Annotated in this window: 17 protein-coding genes; 12 read left to right on the top strand and 5 right to left on the bottom strand. The window is 61.1% G+C overall.

The window, feature by feature from the left end; genetic code table 11:
• The first annotated feature begins 1 nt into the window (after position 1).
• The 4 genes from RBA40_RS07535 (at position 2) to RBA40_RS07520 (ending at position 3,363) form a co-directional block, all read left to right on the top strand.
• On the top strand, positions 2–466 hold the full coding sequence (locus RBA40_RS07535) for a type II secretion system protein (protein WP_306647224.1): 465 nt from the start codon (positions 2–4) through the stop codon (positions 464–466).
• Positions 441–824, top strand: coding sequence for a prepilin-type N-terminal cleavage/methylation domain-containing protein (locus tag RBA40_RS07530; RefSeq protein ID WP_306647222.1), 384 nt, complete (start codon positions 441–443; stop codon positions 822–824). Before RBA40_RS07535 ends, RBA40_RS07530 begins: the two co-directional genes overlap by 26 nt.
• A 607-nt stretch (positions 825–1,431) precedes the next feature.
• Entirely contained in the window at positions 1,432–2,487 is a 1,056-nt protein-coding gene (locus tag RBA40_RS07525) for a pectate lyase family protein (protein ID WP_306647221.1), read from the top strand.
• Between the two features lie 63 nt (positions 2,488–2,550).
• On the top strand, positions 2,551–3,363 hold the full coding sequence (locus tag RBA40_RS07520; protein ID WP_306647219.1) for a pectate lyase: 813 nt from the start codon (positions 2,551–2,553) through the stop codon (positions 3,361–3,363).
• Between the two features lie 90 nt (positions 3,364–3,453).
• On the opposite strand, the gene RBA40_RS07515 is transcribed toward RBA40_RS07520, so the two are convergent.
• Complete coding sequence (locus RBA40_RS07515) at positions 3,454–3,954, bottom strand: type II secretion system protein (protein ID WP_306647217.1); 501 nt, start codon at positions 3,952–3,954, stop codon at positions 3,454–3,456.
• A 7-nt stretch (positions 3,955–3,961) separates the two neighbouring features.
• On the bottom strand, positions 3,962–4,660 hold the full coding sequence (locus RBA40_RS07510; RefSeq protein WP_306647215.1) for a FadR/GntR family transcriptional regulator: 699 nt from the start codon (positions 4,658–4,660) through the stop codon (positions 3,962–3,964).
• Positions 4,661–4,826: 166 nt separating this feature from the next.
• Between RBA40_RS07510 and RBA40_RS07505 the strand changes: the two genes are divergently transcribed.
• Entirely contained in the window at positions 4,827–5,966 is a 1,140-nt protein-coding gene (locus tag RBA40_RS07505) for a polyamine ABC transporter substrate-binding protein (RefSeq protein WP_306647213.1), read from the top strand.
• Positions 5,967–6,311: 345 nt separating this feature from the next.
• Here RBA40_RS07505 and RBA40_RS07500 read toward each other — a convergent pair whose 3' ends face one another.
• The 3 genes from RBA40_RS07500 to ppk1 all read right to left on the bottom strand — a co-directional run bounded on the left by RBA40_RS07500 (position 6,312) and on the right by ppk1 (position 9,100).
• Positions 6,312–6,434 (bottom strand): hypothetical protein, encoded by a 123-nt coding sequence (locus RBA40_RS07500; protein WP_306647211.1) that lies wholly within the window; start codon positions 6,432–6,434, stop codon positions 6,312–6,314.
• An 83-nt stretch (positions 6,435–6,517) separates the two neighbouring features.
• On the bottom strand, positions 6,518–6,985 hold the full coding sequence (sixA, locus tag RBA40_RS07495; protein ID WP_306647209.1) for a phosphohistidine phosphatase SixA: 468 nt from the start codon (positions 6,983–6,985) through the stop codon (positions 6,518–6,520).
• Positions 6,986–6,997: 12 nt separating this feature from the next.
• A complete protein-coding gene (ppk1, locus tag RBA40_RS07490; RefSeq protein WP_306647207.1) occupies positions 6,998–9,100 on the bottom strand; it encodes a polyphosphate kinase 1 in 2,103 nt (700 codons plus the stop codon).
• A 231-nt stretch (positions 9,101–9,331) separates the two neighbouring features.
• On the opposite strand from ppk1, the gene pstS reads away from it, so the two are divergent.
• The 7 genes from pstS (at position 9,332) to phoR (ending at position 16,185) form a co-directional block, all read left to right on the top strand.
• Positions 9,332–10,375 (top strand): phosphate ABC transporter substrate-binding protein PstS, encoded by a 1,044-nt coding sequence (gene pstS, locus RBA40_RS07485; RefSeq protein ID WP_306647205.1) that lies wholly within the window; start codon positions 9,332–9,334, stop codon positions 10,373–10,375.
• A gap of 171 nt (positions 10,376–10,546) precedes the next feature.
• Positions 10,547–11,536 carry a phosphate ABC transporter permease subunit PstC gene (pstC, locus tag RBA40_RS07480; protein WP_306647465.1) on the top strand — a complete coding sequence of 330 codons (990 nt, stop codon included), beginning with the start codon at positions 10,547–10,549 and terminating at the stop codon, positions 11,534–11,536.
• Positions 11,533–12,393 (top strand): phosphate ABC transporter permease PstA, encoded by an 861-nt coding sequence (gene pstA, locus RBA40_RS07475; protein WP_099880530.1) that lies wholly within the window; start codon positions 11,533–11,535, stop codon positions 12,391–12,393. The genes pstC and pstA overlap by 4 nt, the downstream gene beginning before the upstream one ends.
• Positions 12,394–12,418: 25 nt before the next feature.
• Positions 12,419–13,204: a phosphate ABC transporter ATP-binding protein PstB gene (gene pstB, locus RBA40_RS07470; protein ID WP_099880528.1), complete on the top strand. Its 786-nt coding sequence runs from the start codon at positions 12,419–12,421 to the stop codon at positions 13,202–13,204.
• Between the two features lie 31 nt (positions 13,205–13,235).
• Positions 13,236–13,943 carry a phosphate signaling complex protein PhoU gene (gene phoU / locus RBA40_RS07465; RefSeq protein ID WP_054267437.1) on the top strand — a complete coding sequence of 236 codons (708 nt, stop codon included), beginning with the start codon at positions 13,236–13,238 and terminating at the stop codon, positions 13,941–13,943.
• 5 nt (positions 13,944–13,948) lie between these two features.
• The gene (locus tag RBA40_RS07460; protein ID WP_099880526.1) at positions 13,949–14,638 is read left to right on the top strand and encodes a response regulator; all 690 of its coding nucleotides are present in this window, start codon (positions 13,949–13,951) and stop codon (positions 14,636–14,638) included.
• 266 nt (positions 14,639–14,904) lie between these two features.
• Positions 14,905–16,185, top strand: a complete 1,281-nt coding sequence (gene phoR / locus RBA40_RS07455) for a phosphate regulon sensor histidine kinase PhoR (protein WP_306647203.1) — start codon at positions 14,905–14,907, stop codon at positions 16,183–16,185.
• Positions 16,186–16,204 lie beyond the last annotated feature (19 nt).

The raw sequence follows: 16,204 nt of genomic DNA, 5'->3' as shown, positions 1-16,204 counted from the left end.
CATGCGCGGCTTTACGCTCATCGAACTGATGGTGACGCTGGCGATCGTGGCGCTGTTGTCCACCATTGCCTTGCCGTTGGCGCAGGTGGCGGTGCAGCGCCAGAAGGAGCAGGAGCTGCGCCTGGCTTTGCGCGACATCCGCACCGCGCTCGACGAGTACAAGCGCGCGGCCGGCGAGGGCCGCATCGCCAGCCTGCTCGATGGCAGCGGCTATCCGGCCAACCTGCAAGCGCTGGTGGACGGCGTGCCTGATCAGCGCAGCGCCAAGGCGCGCAAGGTGTTCTTTCTGCGCGCGCTGCCGCGCGATCCGTTCCATGACGATCCGTCCGTGCCGGCGGAGCAGACCTGGCGCCTGCGTTCCTACCAGAGCGACCCGGCCGACCCCAAACCGGGCGAGGATGTCTACGATGTGCACTCCAATTCTGAACAGGTGGGCCTGAATGGTATTGCGTACCGGCGCTGGTAAGCGCGGCTTCACGTTGATCGAACTGCTGGTGGTGCTGGCGATCCTGGCGCTGCTGCTGACGATCGCCGCGCCCCGTTTTTTCCGCAGCATCGACCAGTCGAAAGAGACGGTCCTCAAGGAGAACCTGCACATCACGCGCGGGGTGATCGACAAGTTCTACGGCGATAACGGACGCTATCCGCAGACGCTTGGGGAGCTGGTGGAGCGCAAGTACCTGCGCACCCTGCCGCTCGACCCTATCACCGAAAGTACCTCGACCTGGATTCTTGTCGCGCCCGACAGCGGCGCCGGCGTCTACAACCTCTACAGCGGCGCCCCGGGCAGCACTCGTGACGGCATGCCTTTCAGCCGCCTCTGAATCACCCCTTCATCTTTCTATTTTGGTCAGGCCAAAAACTGGCTTAACCGCATCATATTCGGTTGAAAACTGTAATTTGGACTGACCACATTGCGATCAGTGATCGACCAAAATCATATTTTGGTCATGCCAAATGTTGTTTTTTGGGCTTGTATTTTACATTTTTAATCAGCATCAGGTCTTATCGATCTTGAAATACAGGCTGGTTTTGCCCACTTTCCATCGCCCACGGCACCTTGGCGACGTTGATATACGTTGAGCGCATGTACTCAGATGTTATACGAAAAATAAAGTCATTGACTGTTGCAATCTCACATCTGCTGATTCGCTGGTCAGCACCCTTTGAGGAAATTGGTATCTTAATAATGCTTTTAATCATTTAACACCATATTGACACGCCTACATAAAAACAAGCATCCTCGCAGCAGACCTAGCGAACGTTGATTTATTTGCATGACGGCCGACCCGCAGTACGCATTCGCCCATGCTTTCAGGGGATGCAATACGCCAACAATGCGGCGCTCCGTTCGGTCTACATCGCTGCCAGCGGAAATCATCCCGGCCGGTCCGGCGTTTTGAAAAATACCAATACTTACGGAGTAACCGCATGAACGTATCGACATTAAAACTGACCCTGGCCGCCGCCGCCGTGCTGGCCGCTACCCAGGCAGTGGCCGGGCCGGTGGGCTACGGCGCCGCCACCACGGGCGGTGGCAGCAAGGCTGCCGTGAATGTGTCCTCGCTGGCCGAGATGGCCGCGAAGATCAAGGCGTATTCGGGCAGCGGCGGCCTGGTACTGAACTACACCGGCAAGTTCGATTTCGCCAGCGTCAAGGATGTCTGCGCGCAGTGGAAGAAGCCGGCGCAAACGCTGGAAATCAAGGGCAAGAACGACATCACGATCCGCGGCGCGGCCGATTCGTCCGCCAACTTCGGCATCCGTATCGTCGGCGATTCGAGCAACGTGATCGTGCAGAACATGACCATCGGCCTGCTGCAGGGCGGCGAAGCGGCCGACTCGATCTCGATCGAAGGCACGTCGAGCGGCAAGCCAAGCAAGATCTGGATCGACCACAACACCATCTTCGCTTCGATCAAGTCGTGCACTGGCGCGGGCGATGCGTCGTTCGACGGCGGCATCGACATGAAGAAGGGCGCCAACCACATCACGGTGTCGTACAACTATGTGTACAACTACCAGAAGGTGGCGCTCAATGGTTTCAGCGACAAGGATACGCTCAACGCCGGCTCGCTGACCACCTACCACAACAACCGCTTCGAGAACGTGAAGGCGCGCCTGCCGCTGCTGCGCTACGGTAAAGCCCACATTTTTAACAACTACTTCGGCAATGTGGACACCTCGGGCATCAACGTGCGCATGGGCGCGATGGCGCTGATCGAATCGAACTACTTCGAGAACGTCAGGAATCCGGTCACCTCGCGCGACAGCGCCAAACTCGGCTACTGGGACCTGCGCAGCAATTTCGTCGGCAGCGGCATTACCTGGGGCGCGCCGGAAGACGGCCCTTACGCCAACGCCACCGACTGGAAAACCACCAAGGCCTATGGCCCCACCGGTTATGCCTACACCGCCAGCGCGGCTGCGGGCGTGAAAGCGAAAGCCATCGCTACCGCCGGTGCGCGCACCAGCCTGGCGCAGTAATTTCGCTGTGTTCGAACCATCTCCTGGCGGGGGTGGTTATTTCATTCATCCATAGGAGTCACCATGAAACGATTCAACGCCCTTCTTTTCGCAGTCGTCGGACTGTTTGCCGTCACCAGCGCAGCGGCCGCCCCCGGCAAGCGCGCCATCCCGTCGTGCACCAAAGTGCTGGTCACGAAAACGACCGACGTACCGGCCAACACCGTGTTCGATGGCCTGGTCAAGTACGGCAAGATGGTTTGCCTGGTCGGTAATATCAAGACGATGGATGGCAGCCAGTCGGAAAAACAGATACCGCACTTTAACCTCGGTGCTGGCGCCACGCTCAAGAACGTGGTGCTGGGCGATCCTGCCAAGGGCGCGGGCCGCAACCTGACCGCCGGTGGCGCCGATGGCGTTCATTGCGCCGGCAACTGCAAGATCGAGAACGTGTACTGGGGCGATGTGGGCGAAGATGCAGCCACCCTCAAAGGCGCCGGCACCATGACCGTGACCGGTGGCGCGGCTTACAAGGCAGCCGACAAGATGTTCCAGAATAACGGCGCAAACAGCAAGATCGTCATCACCAATTTTTACGCGGAAGAAGGCGGCAAGCTGTATCGCTCGTGCGGCAATTGCTCCAGCCAGTCGGCGCGCACCGTCACCATCAACGGCGTGACGATTTATAACGTCAATGCGGGCGTGGGCGTGAACAGCAGCTTCGATGCCTCGAAACTGCCGGCGCTGGCCAAGGCCTACGATGTGGCGACCATGAGCGACTTCGTGTCGAACAAAGCGTCGGCGCGCTGCGCGGCCTTCATCGGTACCTCGAAAGGCAATGAGCCGGGCAAAGAAAAGAACACCGACAACATCGCGCGTGCCTGCGTATTCAAGTAATTCTTCGATCAGGTGAAGTAGCGGCCCTCGTGGCCGGTTTGGCCACGCGCAAGGGCAACCTTGGGCGTGGCTTTTTTTCGTTCCGGAGCCTCAGTCCTCGGGCTTGAGCGTGTCCTTGCAGTTCCCGCCGCACGCCATCACATACGCGAACTGCCAGTCGCAGTAGCGCTTCTGGCCATCGAGGTACATCCAGTCGCCGTCGGGAAAACTGCGCCGTATCGTTGGCGCGCACGATGCGCTGCGCACCCCCATCACGCCGCCGCCCGGCGCGCGCACCAGCTGCCAGTCGGCCTTGCCGGTGATCGGGTCGGGATAGATCTGGCGCAGGTAGCGCTTCATGCCCGGCTGGCGCGGGTCCTGCAGCAAGTCTTCCAGGCGCGATGGCGCATGGCTGGCGTGGCCTTCCGGGGTATTGAGTTCGTATTCGAGAAAGGCGCGGATGTACTGCTTGCCGACGAACAGAAGCTCGTTTTCGGCTTCGCGCCGGCGCGCCAGGTCGCCCACCGAGACGGTGGCCGCCGTCGCCACGCCGATCACAGCGACCAACACCATCAGCCCCACGTAGGTAAAGCCGCCGGTACGCGGCGCCATGCTCCGCTTATGCACGGGAGAAGGTTCGGGTGACGCGTTCGAGGTGGGTGCGCATGGCCTGGCGCGCGCCGGCCACATCGTGCGCGGCGATCGCCCCCAGGATGTTGCGGTGGTCGATCAGCGTCTGCTTGCGCAGTTCCTCCGTCTGGAAATGTTCCTTGAGCTTGTGCCAGAGCGTGCCGCGCTGGTTCCACAGGTAGTCGACCGCGCCCACCAGCGCCGTGTTGCCGGTGGCGCGCGCCAGCGCCAGATGGAAGTTGCGGTCTGCCTGCTCGTTGCTTGCGCGGTCTTCGTGGTCGCGCTCCATTTCCAGTACTGCCGTGAGGATGGCGTCGATGGCCGAATCGGTGGCCATTTTCGCGGCGATGCCGGCCACCTCGGTTTCGATCATGCGGCGCGCCGCCAGCACCTCGAACGGTCCGGGGCCGACTTCCGGCGCCTGGCTGGCGTCGCCCGCCTGGGCGCTGACATATACCCCCGAGCCGCTGCGCACCTCGACCACGCCACCCAGTTCGAGGGCGATGAGCGCTTCGCGCAATGAGGCGCGGCTCACGCCCAGGCGTGCCGACAGGTCGCGTTCGGCCGGCAGGCGCTGGCCGGGCCGCATGCCCTCGGCGGCGATCAGGGTCTCGATGCTGTCGGCCACCACCCGGTACATACGTGGTTCCGGGGTGTTCCCGTCGGGCGCCGCAGGGGTTGTTTTCATCGTCGGAAACTGTCCGGGAAGGGGAGAAGCGGAAAGGATACCGCAAGAGGGGCGATGTGAGCTAGTTCGGCATGTGCGGCGGCGCTTGCCAACCGGGCCGCAATGCACGATCATTCTGGCAGCGCGCCCCGATATGCGGGGCTTTCATCTACTTACGGAGGCATCAATGGTGGCAGTCAATCGGCATACGCACGCACAACGTCGGCTCGGGCTCGGTCTTGCCGCCCTGGCCGCGGTGATCTGGTCGGGCTCTCCGGCCCAGGCCCAGGCGCCGGAGGAAAAGGTCCTGAACGTGTATAACTGGTCCGATTACATCGGCGACGACACAATCAAGAACTTCACCAAGGAAACCGGCATCACGGTGCGTTACGACGTCTTCGACAGTAACGAAGTGTTGAACGCCAAGCTGGTGGCCGGAAAATCGGGGTATGACATCGTGGTGCCGACGGCGCCTTGGGCACGCCAGCAGATCGACGGCAAGCTGCTGCGCAAACTCGACAAGTCCAAGCTGCCGAACCTGGTGAATCTCGATCCGGGCATCCAGGCCAAGCTGGCCACCTTAGACCCGGGCAACGAGTATCTGGTGGACTGGATGTGGGGGTACACCACGGTCGGCATCAATGTCGACAAGGTCAAGGCCGCCCTGGGCACGACCCCGCTGCCGGCTAATGTGTGGGAGCTCATTTTCAATCCGGTGTATACGTCCAAGCTGAAATCGTGCGGCGTGTCGTTCCTCGATTCGCCATCCGAAGTGTTTCCGGCGGCGCTGCATTACATGGGCAAGCCGGCGTACTCGAAGAACGCGGCCGATTATGCCGAAGCGGGCAAGATGCTGCAGGCGGTGCGCCCGAGCGTGACCTTGTTCAGTTCTTCCGGGTACATCAACGACATGGCCAATGGCGCCATTTGCGTGGCCTTCGGCTGGGCAGGCGATATCAATATCGCCCGCCAGCGCGCCATCGATGCGAAGAAGGGCGTCAAGATCGAGGCGCTGGTGCCGAAGAACGGCGCGCCGCTGGTGTTCGATACCATGGCCATTCCGGCCGATGCGCCGCATCCGAACAATGCGCATCTGTGGATTAACTACATCATGCGTCCGGACGTGCAGGCCGGGCTGACCAACAAGGTGTTTTTCGCCAATCCGAACAAGGCCAGCATCAAGTTCGTGCGCAAGGATATTGCGGAAAACAAGAGCGTGTTCCTGTCGGATGAGGATCTGAAGAAGATGATCCCGCCGGAAGCGGTGCCGCAGGATATCCGCAGGGTGATGACCAGGACGTTCACAAAGTTCAAGACGGGGCGCTGATTCGCGTTCGCCCGTATTGTCGCCTGCGCGAGCGGATGGCTTGCATGCTTTGTGCAATGCCATCTGCTGCGTTATCCGTTGCATGAGCCGACAGTCAGGCTTGGCCGGCGGCCATGACGGCGCTGCTGTTCGGTAAGCAACTCGGCGCGGGCCCGAGCCCAAGTTCGTTCAGTAGTCCGCGACTGAGCATACAAATTTGGTCCCCCGCCTGCGTGGGGGCGACGGCGGTAGGGGGTAACGTCGAAGCGAGGCATTGGAAAAGTGTAGCGGTTCTCCCGCACAAACGCAAAAGCGGCAAGCGCCTCAAAGGCCTTGCCGCTTTTTTCGGCCCTATCAGGCCCTGTGCTATTCGTGATAGCGATCGCGCAGGTCGAGCGCGCTGCCGTGAACCTCTTCCACCAGCTCATACAGCACCAACCCAACCATCCCTCCAAAAAAGGCCATGACGAGCATGCTGAACATGATCATGAACCGCCGTTGAGCGATTTCTCCCTTAGTTGATACCTCTAAACTTTAGCAGATCGATGTCGCAATTCAAGGTTGCGCTGCACTTATTTAACAATCAGGTCGGGCGCCATCACGCCTTTCAAGTACAAACTGTAGGGATCGAGCGCCTCGCGCTGCACCAGCCACCACGCATTGGCCTTCTTGATCTGCCAATCCTGCGGCTGGCCCGACAGCAGCAAGGCTGCCACCTGGCCCAGGGTCGGCTGATGCCCGACCACCAGCACCGGCTCGCGCCCGTTGGGCCAGTTGGCCGCCATCAGCACATCTTCCAGATCGGCGCCCGGCGCCAGATCGTGCACGATCTTGAACTTGCGCTTGAGCGGCTCCACCGTCTGCAGTGTGCGCAGCGCCGGGCTGACCAGGATGCGGCAGCTGTCGGGCAGCTGCGAGGTCAGCCAGTCGGCCATGCGCCTTGCCTGCTTCTGGCCCTTGGGCGTGAGCGCGCGTTCCATGTCGTCCTGACCCGGTTCGGCGTCGTACGCCTCCGCATGCCGCCATAAAATCAGATCCATGCTCTCGTCTCCTTACTCGCTATCGACCGGCGGCCGGCCCAAAAGTTGCATCAGATGATGCTGCGCCGAAAATTCAACCTGCTTGCCGCGCACCCGGCGGCGCTGGTAATGCCCGCTCGGATCGAGCTCCCATGCATTCGAGTTGTCTTTCAGGTAAGGGTTCAAACCCTCGGTAATCACACGCCGCTTGAGCGCCTTGTCCAGGATGGGGAAGGCGACTTCGATGCGGCGAAACAGGTTGCGGCTCATCCAGTCGGCACTGGCCAGGTACACATCGTGCGCCAGGTCGTTGCGGAAGTAGTAAATCCGGCTGTGCTCCAGAAAGCGGCCGATGATCGAGCGCACCTTGATGTTTTCCGACAGCCCCGGCACGCCCGGTTTGAGCGTACACGCGCCGCGCACGATCAGGTCGATCTTCACGCCGTCGTGCGAAGCCGCGTACAGCGCGCGGATCACCGATTCGTCCACCAGCGCGTTGATCTTGACGATGATGCGCCCCGGCCGGCCCGAACGGGCGATCTTGGCTTCATTGCGGATCGCCTTGATGATCTCGCTCTGCAGCGCGAACGGCGCCAGCCACAAATGGGTCAGCTTGTGCGGCTTGGTCAGGCTGGTCAGATGGATGAATACTTCGTTCACTTCCTGCGCCATTTCCGCGTGCGCGGTCAACAGGCCAAAGTCGGTGTACAGGCGGGTGGTGGTCAGGTGGTAGTTGCCGGTGCCGAGGTGGGCATAGAACCGCAGGCCGCCCGGGCTGCCGTCGGCGTCGGCTTCCTCGCGCCGGATCACCAGCGCGACCTTGGCATGGGTTTTCAGGCCGACCACGCCGTACACCACCTGGGCGCCGGCCTGCTCCAGCTTGTCGGCCCAGTTGATGTTCGCTTCTTCGTCGAAGCGCGCCATCAGTTCCAGGATTACCGTCACCTCCTTGCCGGCGCGGGCGGCCGCCATCAGCGCTTCCATCAGGTCCGAGTGCATGCCGGTGCGGTAAATGGTTTGCTTGATCGCCACCACCGACGGGTCGTGCGCGGCCACCTGGATGAAGTCGACCACGGTCTGGAACGACTGGAACGGGTGGTGCAGCAGAATGTCGTGCTTCTTGAGCTGCTCGAAGATGTCGTGATGCGCGACCTTTTGCGGCGTGCCGGGGACAAAAGGCTCGAAGCGCAGGCTCGGCTTCTTCACATGGTCGATCAGCTCGGCCAGGCGCACCAGATTCACCGGGCCGTCCACCGCGTACAGGCGGCTCTTGTCGAGCCCGAACTGTTCGAGCAGGAAGTCGGCCAGTTCCGGCGCGCAGTTCTTGGCCACTTCCAGCCGCACCGACGTGCCGAACTGGCGTCCCTGCAGCTCGCCCTTGAGTGCCTGGCGCAGGTTCTTGACCTCTTCTTCGTCGACCCACAGGTCGCTGTCGCGGGTGACCCGGAATTGCGAATAGGCGATCACTTCGCGCCCCGTGAACAGGTCTTCGATGTGCGAGTGAATGATGGAGGAGAGCAGGCAGAACGACATGCCGCCGTTGGTCGACAGGTGGTCCGGCAGGCGGATCACGCGCGGCAGCACCCGCGGCGCCTTGACGATGGCAATCCCGGTGCCGCGCCCGAAGGCATCCTTGCCGGTCAGTGAAATGATGAAGTTGAGACTTTTGTTAACCACCTGCGGAAACGGGTGGGCCGGGTCGAGTCCGATCGGGGTGAGCAGGGGACGCACTTCGCGCTCGAAATATTCCTTGACCCAGGCCCGCTGCGCGTCGTTGCGGTCGGTGTGGCGCACCAGGTGCACACCGTTTTTCTGCAATTCGGGCAGCACGTCGGTGTTGAGAACGGCGTACTGGTCCTTGACCAGATTGTGACATTCATTACTGATGCGGGCCAGGTTGGCCGCCAGCGCGGGATTTTCCGCCAGGTTGCCCTGGGCCAGCAGGCTGGCCACGCGCACTTCGAAAAACTCGTCCAGGTTGTTACTGACAATGCACAGGTAGCGCAGCCGTTCCAGCAGAGGCAGCGAAGGATCTTCGGCCTGGGCCAGCACGCGGCGGTTGAACGTCAATTGCGACAGTTCCCGGTCGAGGAAGATGTTGGCGCGCGCCGGGTCCGACGTCGATGCAGTTTTCATTATGTCTTTAACTAGTCAGATAGATAATAGTAAACGCAGCCAGTGTAATAAAGAAATATTACAGGTCGGTGACACACGCCCCGAATTGTGTGACATGGCGAATTGGCATGCCAAGCGTATCATGCAGCCAGAAAAAGGATTCTTACAGGATTTCGGTCATGTCATAAACGTGTCATATTTGCGCGTTAGACTGCGCAGCATTCCACGTTGTATAACCCACAAGGACTTGATATGCGAATGAAACAGTTGTTGGCTTCCATTATCGTAGGCATCGGCGCACTGGCGGCATCGACCTCCGCCCTGGCGGTTGACATGACCGGCGCGGGTGCGACGTTTCCTTACCCAGTGTATGCAAAATGGGCTGAATCGTACAAGAAGGCCACCGGCAACGGCTTGAACTATCAGTCCGTCGGTTCGGGTGCGGGCATCAAACAGATCAAGGCGAAAACCGTCGATTTCGGCGCTTCCGACAAGCCGCTAGGCGTGGAAGAGCTCAACACCGCGGGCCTGATGCAGTTCCCGGCCATCATGGGCGGCGTGGTTACCGTGGTCAACATCGACGGCGTCGCTCCGGGCGTACTGAAACTGACCGGCCCGGTCATCGCCGACATCTATCTGGGCAAGATCACCAAGTGGAACGCGCCTGAAATCGCCGCGCTGAACCCGGGCGTCAAGCTGCCAGCCGAAGAAATCACCGTGGTGCACCGCGCCGACGGCTCCGGCACCACCTTCCTGTTCACCGATTACCTGTCGAAAGTGTCGCCGGAATTCAAGACCAAGATCGGCGCCGATGCAGCCGTGAAATGGGCAACCGGCGTGGGCGGCAAGGGCAACGAAGGCGTGGCCTCGACCGTGCAGCGGGTCAAGCACTCGATCGGTTACGTGGAATGGGCGTTCGCCAAGAAGAACAAGATCGCTCACACCCAGCTCAAGAACAAGGATGGCACCTTCCTGCAGCCGGACGACGAGAATTTCAAGGCCGCCGCCGCTTCCGCCGACTGGGCCAAGGCGCCAGGCTTCGGCATCGTCCTGACCGACCAGGCTGGCAAGAACAGCTGGCCGATCACCGGCGTGTCGTACATCCTGATGCACAAGAACCAGGCCGATGCCGCCAAGGGCAAGGAAGTACTGAAGTTCTTCGACTGGTCGTTCAAGAATGGCAATGCGTCGGCTGTCGAACTGGACTACGTGCCGCTGCCGGACACCGTCACCAAGCTGGTGAGCGACTCCTGGAAAGCCAATCTGAAAGACGCATCCGGCAAGTCGATCTGGTAAGACGGCACGGGGTGGGTCTGGTGCCCGCCCCGCATGCGTAGCCGTGCAACGAAGTTAAGGCAGGCAAGCCATGGGGCATGCCTGCCGGTCAGCATTAAAGTAACACCTTGAAACTACCTCCATGTGGACACCTAGCGAAGTCAATCAATGAGCGCAAACCCAACTATCGCAATGGACATGAGCAAACCAGCGGCGCCTGACCGTGAGCAGGTCGCCATGCTTTCAACGATGCGCAAGCAGCGCATCCAGGATTTCTTCTTCCACAAAGTGACCCTGCTGTTCGCGGCATCGGTCCTGATTGTGCTGATCGGAATCATCGGTTCGCTGGTGGTCGGCGCCGCGCCCGCCTTCAGGGAATTTGGCATCGGCTTCATCACCAGCGTCGAATGGGACCAGGGCAACGACAAATACGGCGCCATGATCGCCATCGTCGGCACGCTCGCCACCTCGGTGATCGCCCTGCTGATCGCGTTTCCGGTCAGCTTCGGCATTGCACTGTTCCTTACTGAAATCTGCCCGGTCTGGCTGCGCCGCCCGCTGGGCACCGCCGTCGAACTGCTGGCGGGCATTCCCTCGATTATTTACGGCATGTGGGGCATGGTCGTGTTTGCGCCACTGTTCGCCGAATACGTGCAGCCGCTGCTGAAAAACACCCTCGGCCACTTGCCGATCATCGGCCATCTGTTCACCGGCCCGATGATGGGTATCGGCATCCTGACCGCCGGCCTGGTGCTGTCGATCATGATCATTCCCTTCATCGCCTCCGTCATCCGCGACGTGTTCGAGATCGTCCCGGCCGTGCTGAAGGAATCGGCATACGGACTGGGCTGCACCAAATGGGAAGTCGTGCGCAAGATCGTGCTGCCGTACACCAAGACCGGCGTGGTCGGCGGCGTCATGCTGGGCCTGGGCCGCGCGCTCGGCGAAACCATGGCGGTGACTTTTGTCATCGGTAACGCCAACAAACTGTCGTGGTCGATCTTCTCGGCCGGTAACAGCATCTCCTCGACCCTGGCCAACGAGTTTGCCGAAGCCCAGTCCGCGCTGCACGTGTCGTCGCTGCTGGCGCTGGCCCTGATCCTGTTCATCATTACATTCATCGTCCTGTCCGCCGCCAAGCTGATGCTGGCCGGAATGTCGCGCAAGGAAGGCGTCAAATGAGCCAGACCATTCTCAATCCCGTCTACCGCAAGCGCCTCTGGAAGCACCGCATCGGCATCGCGCTGTCGGTGATGGCCATGTCGGTCGGCCTGATCTTCCTGATGTGGATCCTGTGGACCTTGCTGAGCAAGGGTTTCGCCGGCCTGTCGCTGGGCCTGTTCACCCAGGATACGCCCGGTCCCGGCAGCGAAGGCGGCGGTTTGCGCAACGCCATCGTCGGCAGCCTGATGATCGTCGGCCTGGCTACCTTCATCAGCACCCCGATCGGCATCCTGGCCGGCGTCTACCTGGCTGAATACGGCGAAGAGAACCGCTTCGCCCAGGTCACCCGCTTCGTGACCGACATCATGCTGTCGGCCCCGTCGATCGTGCTCGGCATTTTTGTGTGGACCATGTATGTCGACGTCTCCAAGCATTATTCGGGCTATGCCGGCTCGATTGCGCTATCGCTGATCGCCATTCCGGTGGTTGTGCGCACCACCGACAACATGCTGCGCCTGGTGCCGCAAAGCTTGCTGGAAGCGGCCTTCGCCCTCGGCGCCCCGCGCTGGAAAGTGGCCACCACGGTGCGCCTGCGCGCCGTGAAATCGGGCGTGGTCACCGGCGTGCTGCTGGCGGTAGCCCGCATCACCGGCGAAACCGCGCCGCTGCTGTACACGGCCCTGAACAACCAGTTCTTCAGTTCCGACATGAACGCGCCGATCGCCAACTTGCCGGTCGTCATCAATCAGTTCGCCATGAGCACGTCCGACAACTGGATCAACCTGGCCTGGGCCGCGGCCCTGCTGCTGACCTTCAGCGTGTTGTTATTGAACATTGTGTCGCGTACCATGTTCAGCCAGAAAACCACGAAATAATCGACCGATCCATCTTATGAGCCCTATGCCTACACCGATTCCTACTGTAACGCCAAAGAACAAGACGATCGAGATTTCCGGCCTGAATTTCTTTTACGGCAAAACGCAAAGCCTGACCAATGTCAGCCTCGACATTTTCGAAAAGCAGGTCACGGCCTTCATCGGCCCGTCCGGCTGCGGCAAGTCGACCCTGCTGCGCACCCTGAACCGCATGTACGACCTGTACCCCGGCCAGCGCGCCGAGGGCTCGATCATGTACCGCGGCAAGAACATCCTTGATCCGGGCCAGGATGTGAACATGCTGCGCGCCAAGGTCGGCATGGTGTTCCAGAAGCCGACCCCGTTTCCGATGTCGATCTACGACAACATCGCCTTCGGCGTGCGCCTGTACGAAGACCTGTCCAAGGGCGAGATGGATGAGCGCGTCGAATGGGCGCTGAAAAAAGCGGCGCTGTGGGGCGAGGTCAAGGACAAGTTGACCAAAAGCGGCCTGTCGCTGTCGGGCGGCCAGCAGCAGCGCTTGTGCATCGCACGCGGCGTGGCGGTAAAACCGGACGTGCTGCTGCTCGACGAGCCGACCTCGGCGCTGGACCCGATCTCGACCGCGAAAGTGGAAGAGCTGATCAGCGAACTCAAACAGGATTACACGATCACCATCGTGACTCACAACATGCAGCAAGCCGCGCGTTGCTCGGACTACACCGCCTATATGTACCTGGGCGAGCTGGTCGAGTTCGGCGAGACCGACCAGATCTTCATGAATCCCGCCCGCAAGGAAACGCAGGATTACATCACCGGACGCTTTGGCTGAGCCACGACAATTCTAATTACGGAGAGCAGCAATGATAGGCGAGCATTCATCCAAGCAGTACGACCACGAACTTGAAACCATCCGCTCCAAGGTGTTGCTGATGGGCGGCATCGTCGAGACCCAGTTCCTCGACGCGATGACGTGTTTTCGCATCGGCAACCTGGAGCGCGCCGACCGCGTGATCGCGGAAGACGACGAAGTCAACCAGCTGGAAGTGGCGCTCGACGACGCCTGCAGCCACCTGATCGTGCGGCGCCAGCCGACCGCCAACGACCTGCGCACGGTCATGGCCACGATCAAGGTCATCACCGACCTGGAGCGCATCGGCGACGAAGCGGCCAAGATTGCGCGCACCTCCAAGAATCTGCACGGGCGCGGCGCCGTCGGCGTGAACCATTATGAAATGGTGCGCACGATCGCCACCGCCACGTCCGACATGCTGCATGACGCGCTGGACGCCTTTGCGCGCCTCGACGGCAAGCAAGCCTTGCAGCTGATCGCCCAGGATGCGGTGATCGACCATGAATTCCGCTCGATCATGCGCAACCTGATTACTTTCATGATGGAAGACCCGCGCACGATCTCGTCGGCGCTGGACACCTTGTGGGTGGCCAAGGCCATCGAGCGCATTGGCGACCATGCCAAGAACATCGCGGAATATGTCATCTACGTCGTTGAAGGCAAGGATATCCGGCACTCCAAACAGGCGCATTCGATCCCTGACAACCCCTTACCGTAATATCAATGGCATCTGACAAAACGACTGTATTGATTGTAGAAGACGAGCCGGCGATTGTGGAACTGGTCACGTTCTCGCTGCGCGAGGCGGGCTGGAATGTGTGTTCGGTGCAGAATGTGGCCGACGCCTGGGAATTCATGCAGCAGCGCATTCCGCACCTGATTTTGCTGGACTGGATGCTGCCCGACCAGACGGGTTTGAGGATGCTGTCGCGCATGCGTTCGGACCGCAATTTCCAGGATATTCCGGTGATCATGCTGACGGCCAAGAGCATGGAAGAGGACAAGATCGCCGGCTTGAACAATGGCGCCGACGATTATGTGACCAAGCCGTTTTCGCCGCGCGAGCTGCTGGCGCGCGCCAAGGCGCTGCTGCGGCGCAAGAGTCCGGAGCATGACCAGGCGGTCATGAGCGCCGGGCCGGTGACCCTGGACCCGGTCAGCTGCACGGTGTCGATCGACAGCCAGAAGATCGACATGGGGCATGCCGAGTTCAAGCTGCTGAAGTTTTTGCTCGCGCATCCGGAACGGGTGTTTTCGCGCAGCCAGTTGCTCGACAAGGTATGGGGCGACCATGTGGTGATCGAAGAACGCACGGTCGACGTGCATGTGCTCCGGCTGCGCAAGGCGCTCAAGGAATCGGAAAAGCTGATCAAGACGGTGCGCAGCGTGGGGTATATGCTGTCGGAGAAGTGATGTTGGTGGAGACGCCGTAGCGCAATTGCGATTGCAAGCGCAACGGCAAGCGCTAGGCGTCGCACGTGTGACGCATCGCTACCGCAACGCGTAGCAGCCGCACCTGTTAAGCCGTCGTTCCCGCCTGCGCGGGAACGACGGAGCTAATGGAAACGACGGAGCTAGCGGGAGCGACGCAGATAGCGGCAACGACGGTGCTGGCCGGAAGATGGGAACCCCGCATCGACGAGGTATGTATTTAGCTTTATAAGGACACCCCCCGCAACATGAACCCGAAACTGCTGTTCTGGATCCCCGCGCTGCTGCGCATGTGCTTCATCCTGCTTGGCGCGGGCGTGTTCTGGTGGCTGTTCGGCCTGGTCTACGGCCTGGCCGTCGCCTTTCTCTCGGTCTTCATCCTGCTGTTCATCCAGCTCTCCTACCTGCACCAGCTCGGCGACTGGCTGGACGACCCGCACTCCGCCAAGCTCCCCGACGGCTGGGGTTCCTGGACCAATATCTTCTCGCGCCTGTACCGCCTGCGCCGCGACGACGAACGCAACCAGGCCGAACTGACCGAATGGCTGGCCCGTTTCCGCCAGGCCATGCACCTGCTGCCCGACGGCGTGGCCATCATGGACGACGTCCTGTTCCTCGAATGGTGCAATCCGGCCGCCGAACGCCACCTCGGCCTGACGCTCGAGCGCGACAAGGGCATGCGCGTCACCAACCTGATCCGCCATCCCGATTTCATCGACTACATCATCCTCGGGCGCTACGACAACCCGCTGACGCTGAGCTTTCGCGACCGCAAGCTGATCTGCCAGATCATCCCGTTCGAGAACCGGCGCCAGATTCTGGTCACGCACGACGCCACCGAAACCCAGCGCATCGAGGAAATGCGGCGCGACTTCATCGCCAACGCCTCGCACGAGCTGCGCACGCCGCTGACGGTGATCGTCGGCTTCCTCGAAATCGCGTCGAGCGAAATGAACCTCGATGCGGAAACACGCATGTCGCACCTGAAACTGATGACCGAGCAGGGCCACCGCATGCAGCGCCTGATCGAGGACATGCTGACCCTGTCGCGCCTGGAATCGATGGATTACCCGCTGCGCAGCGAGCCGGTCGACATTGCCGCGCTGATGGAGCAGATCGTGCAGGAGGCGAGGGCGCTGTCGGGCGGCAAGCACCAGATCACGTCCAGCGTTAACGGGCCGGGCATCACGGGCAATCCGGAAGAGCTGCGCAGCGCCTTCGGCAACCTCGCTTCGAACGCGGTGCGCTACACGCCGCCCGGCGGCACTGTGCACCTGGCCTGGCAGATGGGACCCAACGGCCCGCAGTTCGTGGCCACCGATACCGGCATCGGCATCGACCAGATCCACATCGCGCGCCTGACCGAACGCTTTTACCGGGTCGACAAGAGCCGCTCGCGGGAAACCCAGGGTACCGGGCTGGGGCTGGCGATCGTCAAGCACGTGTTGCTGCGCCATGGCGGCAGCCTGACCATCAAGTCGGAAGCGGGCAAGGGCAGCAGCTTTATCGTGTCGCTGCCGGCAGCCTGACGCTGACCGGAACACGTTG

Origin of the sequence: Massilia pseudoviolaceinigra, from assembly GCF_030846505.1 — a bacterium.
GTDB lineage: Bacteria > Pseudomonadota > Gammaproteobacteria > Burkholderiales > Burkholderiaceae_D > Telluria_A > Telluria_A violaceinigra.
This window is presented reverse-complemented; position numbering and strand designations above follow the sequence as displayed.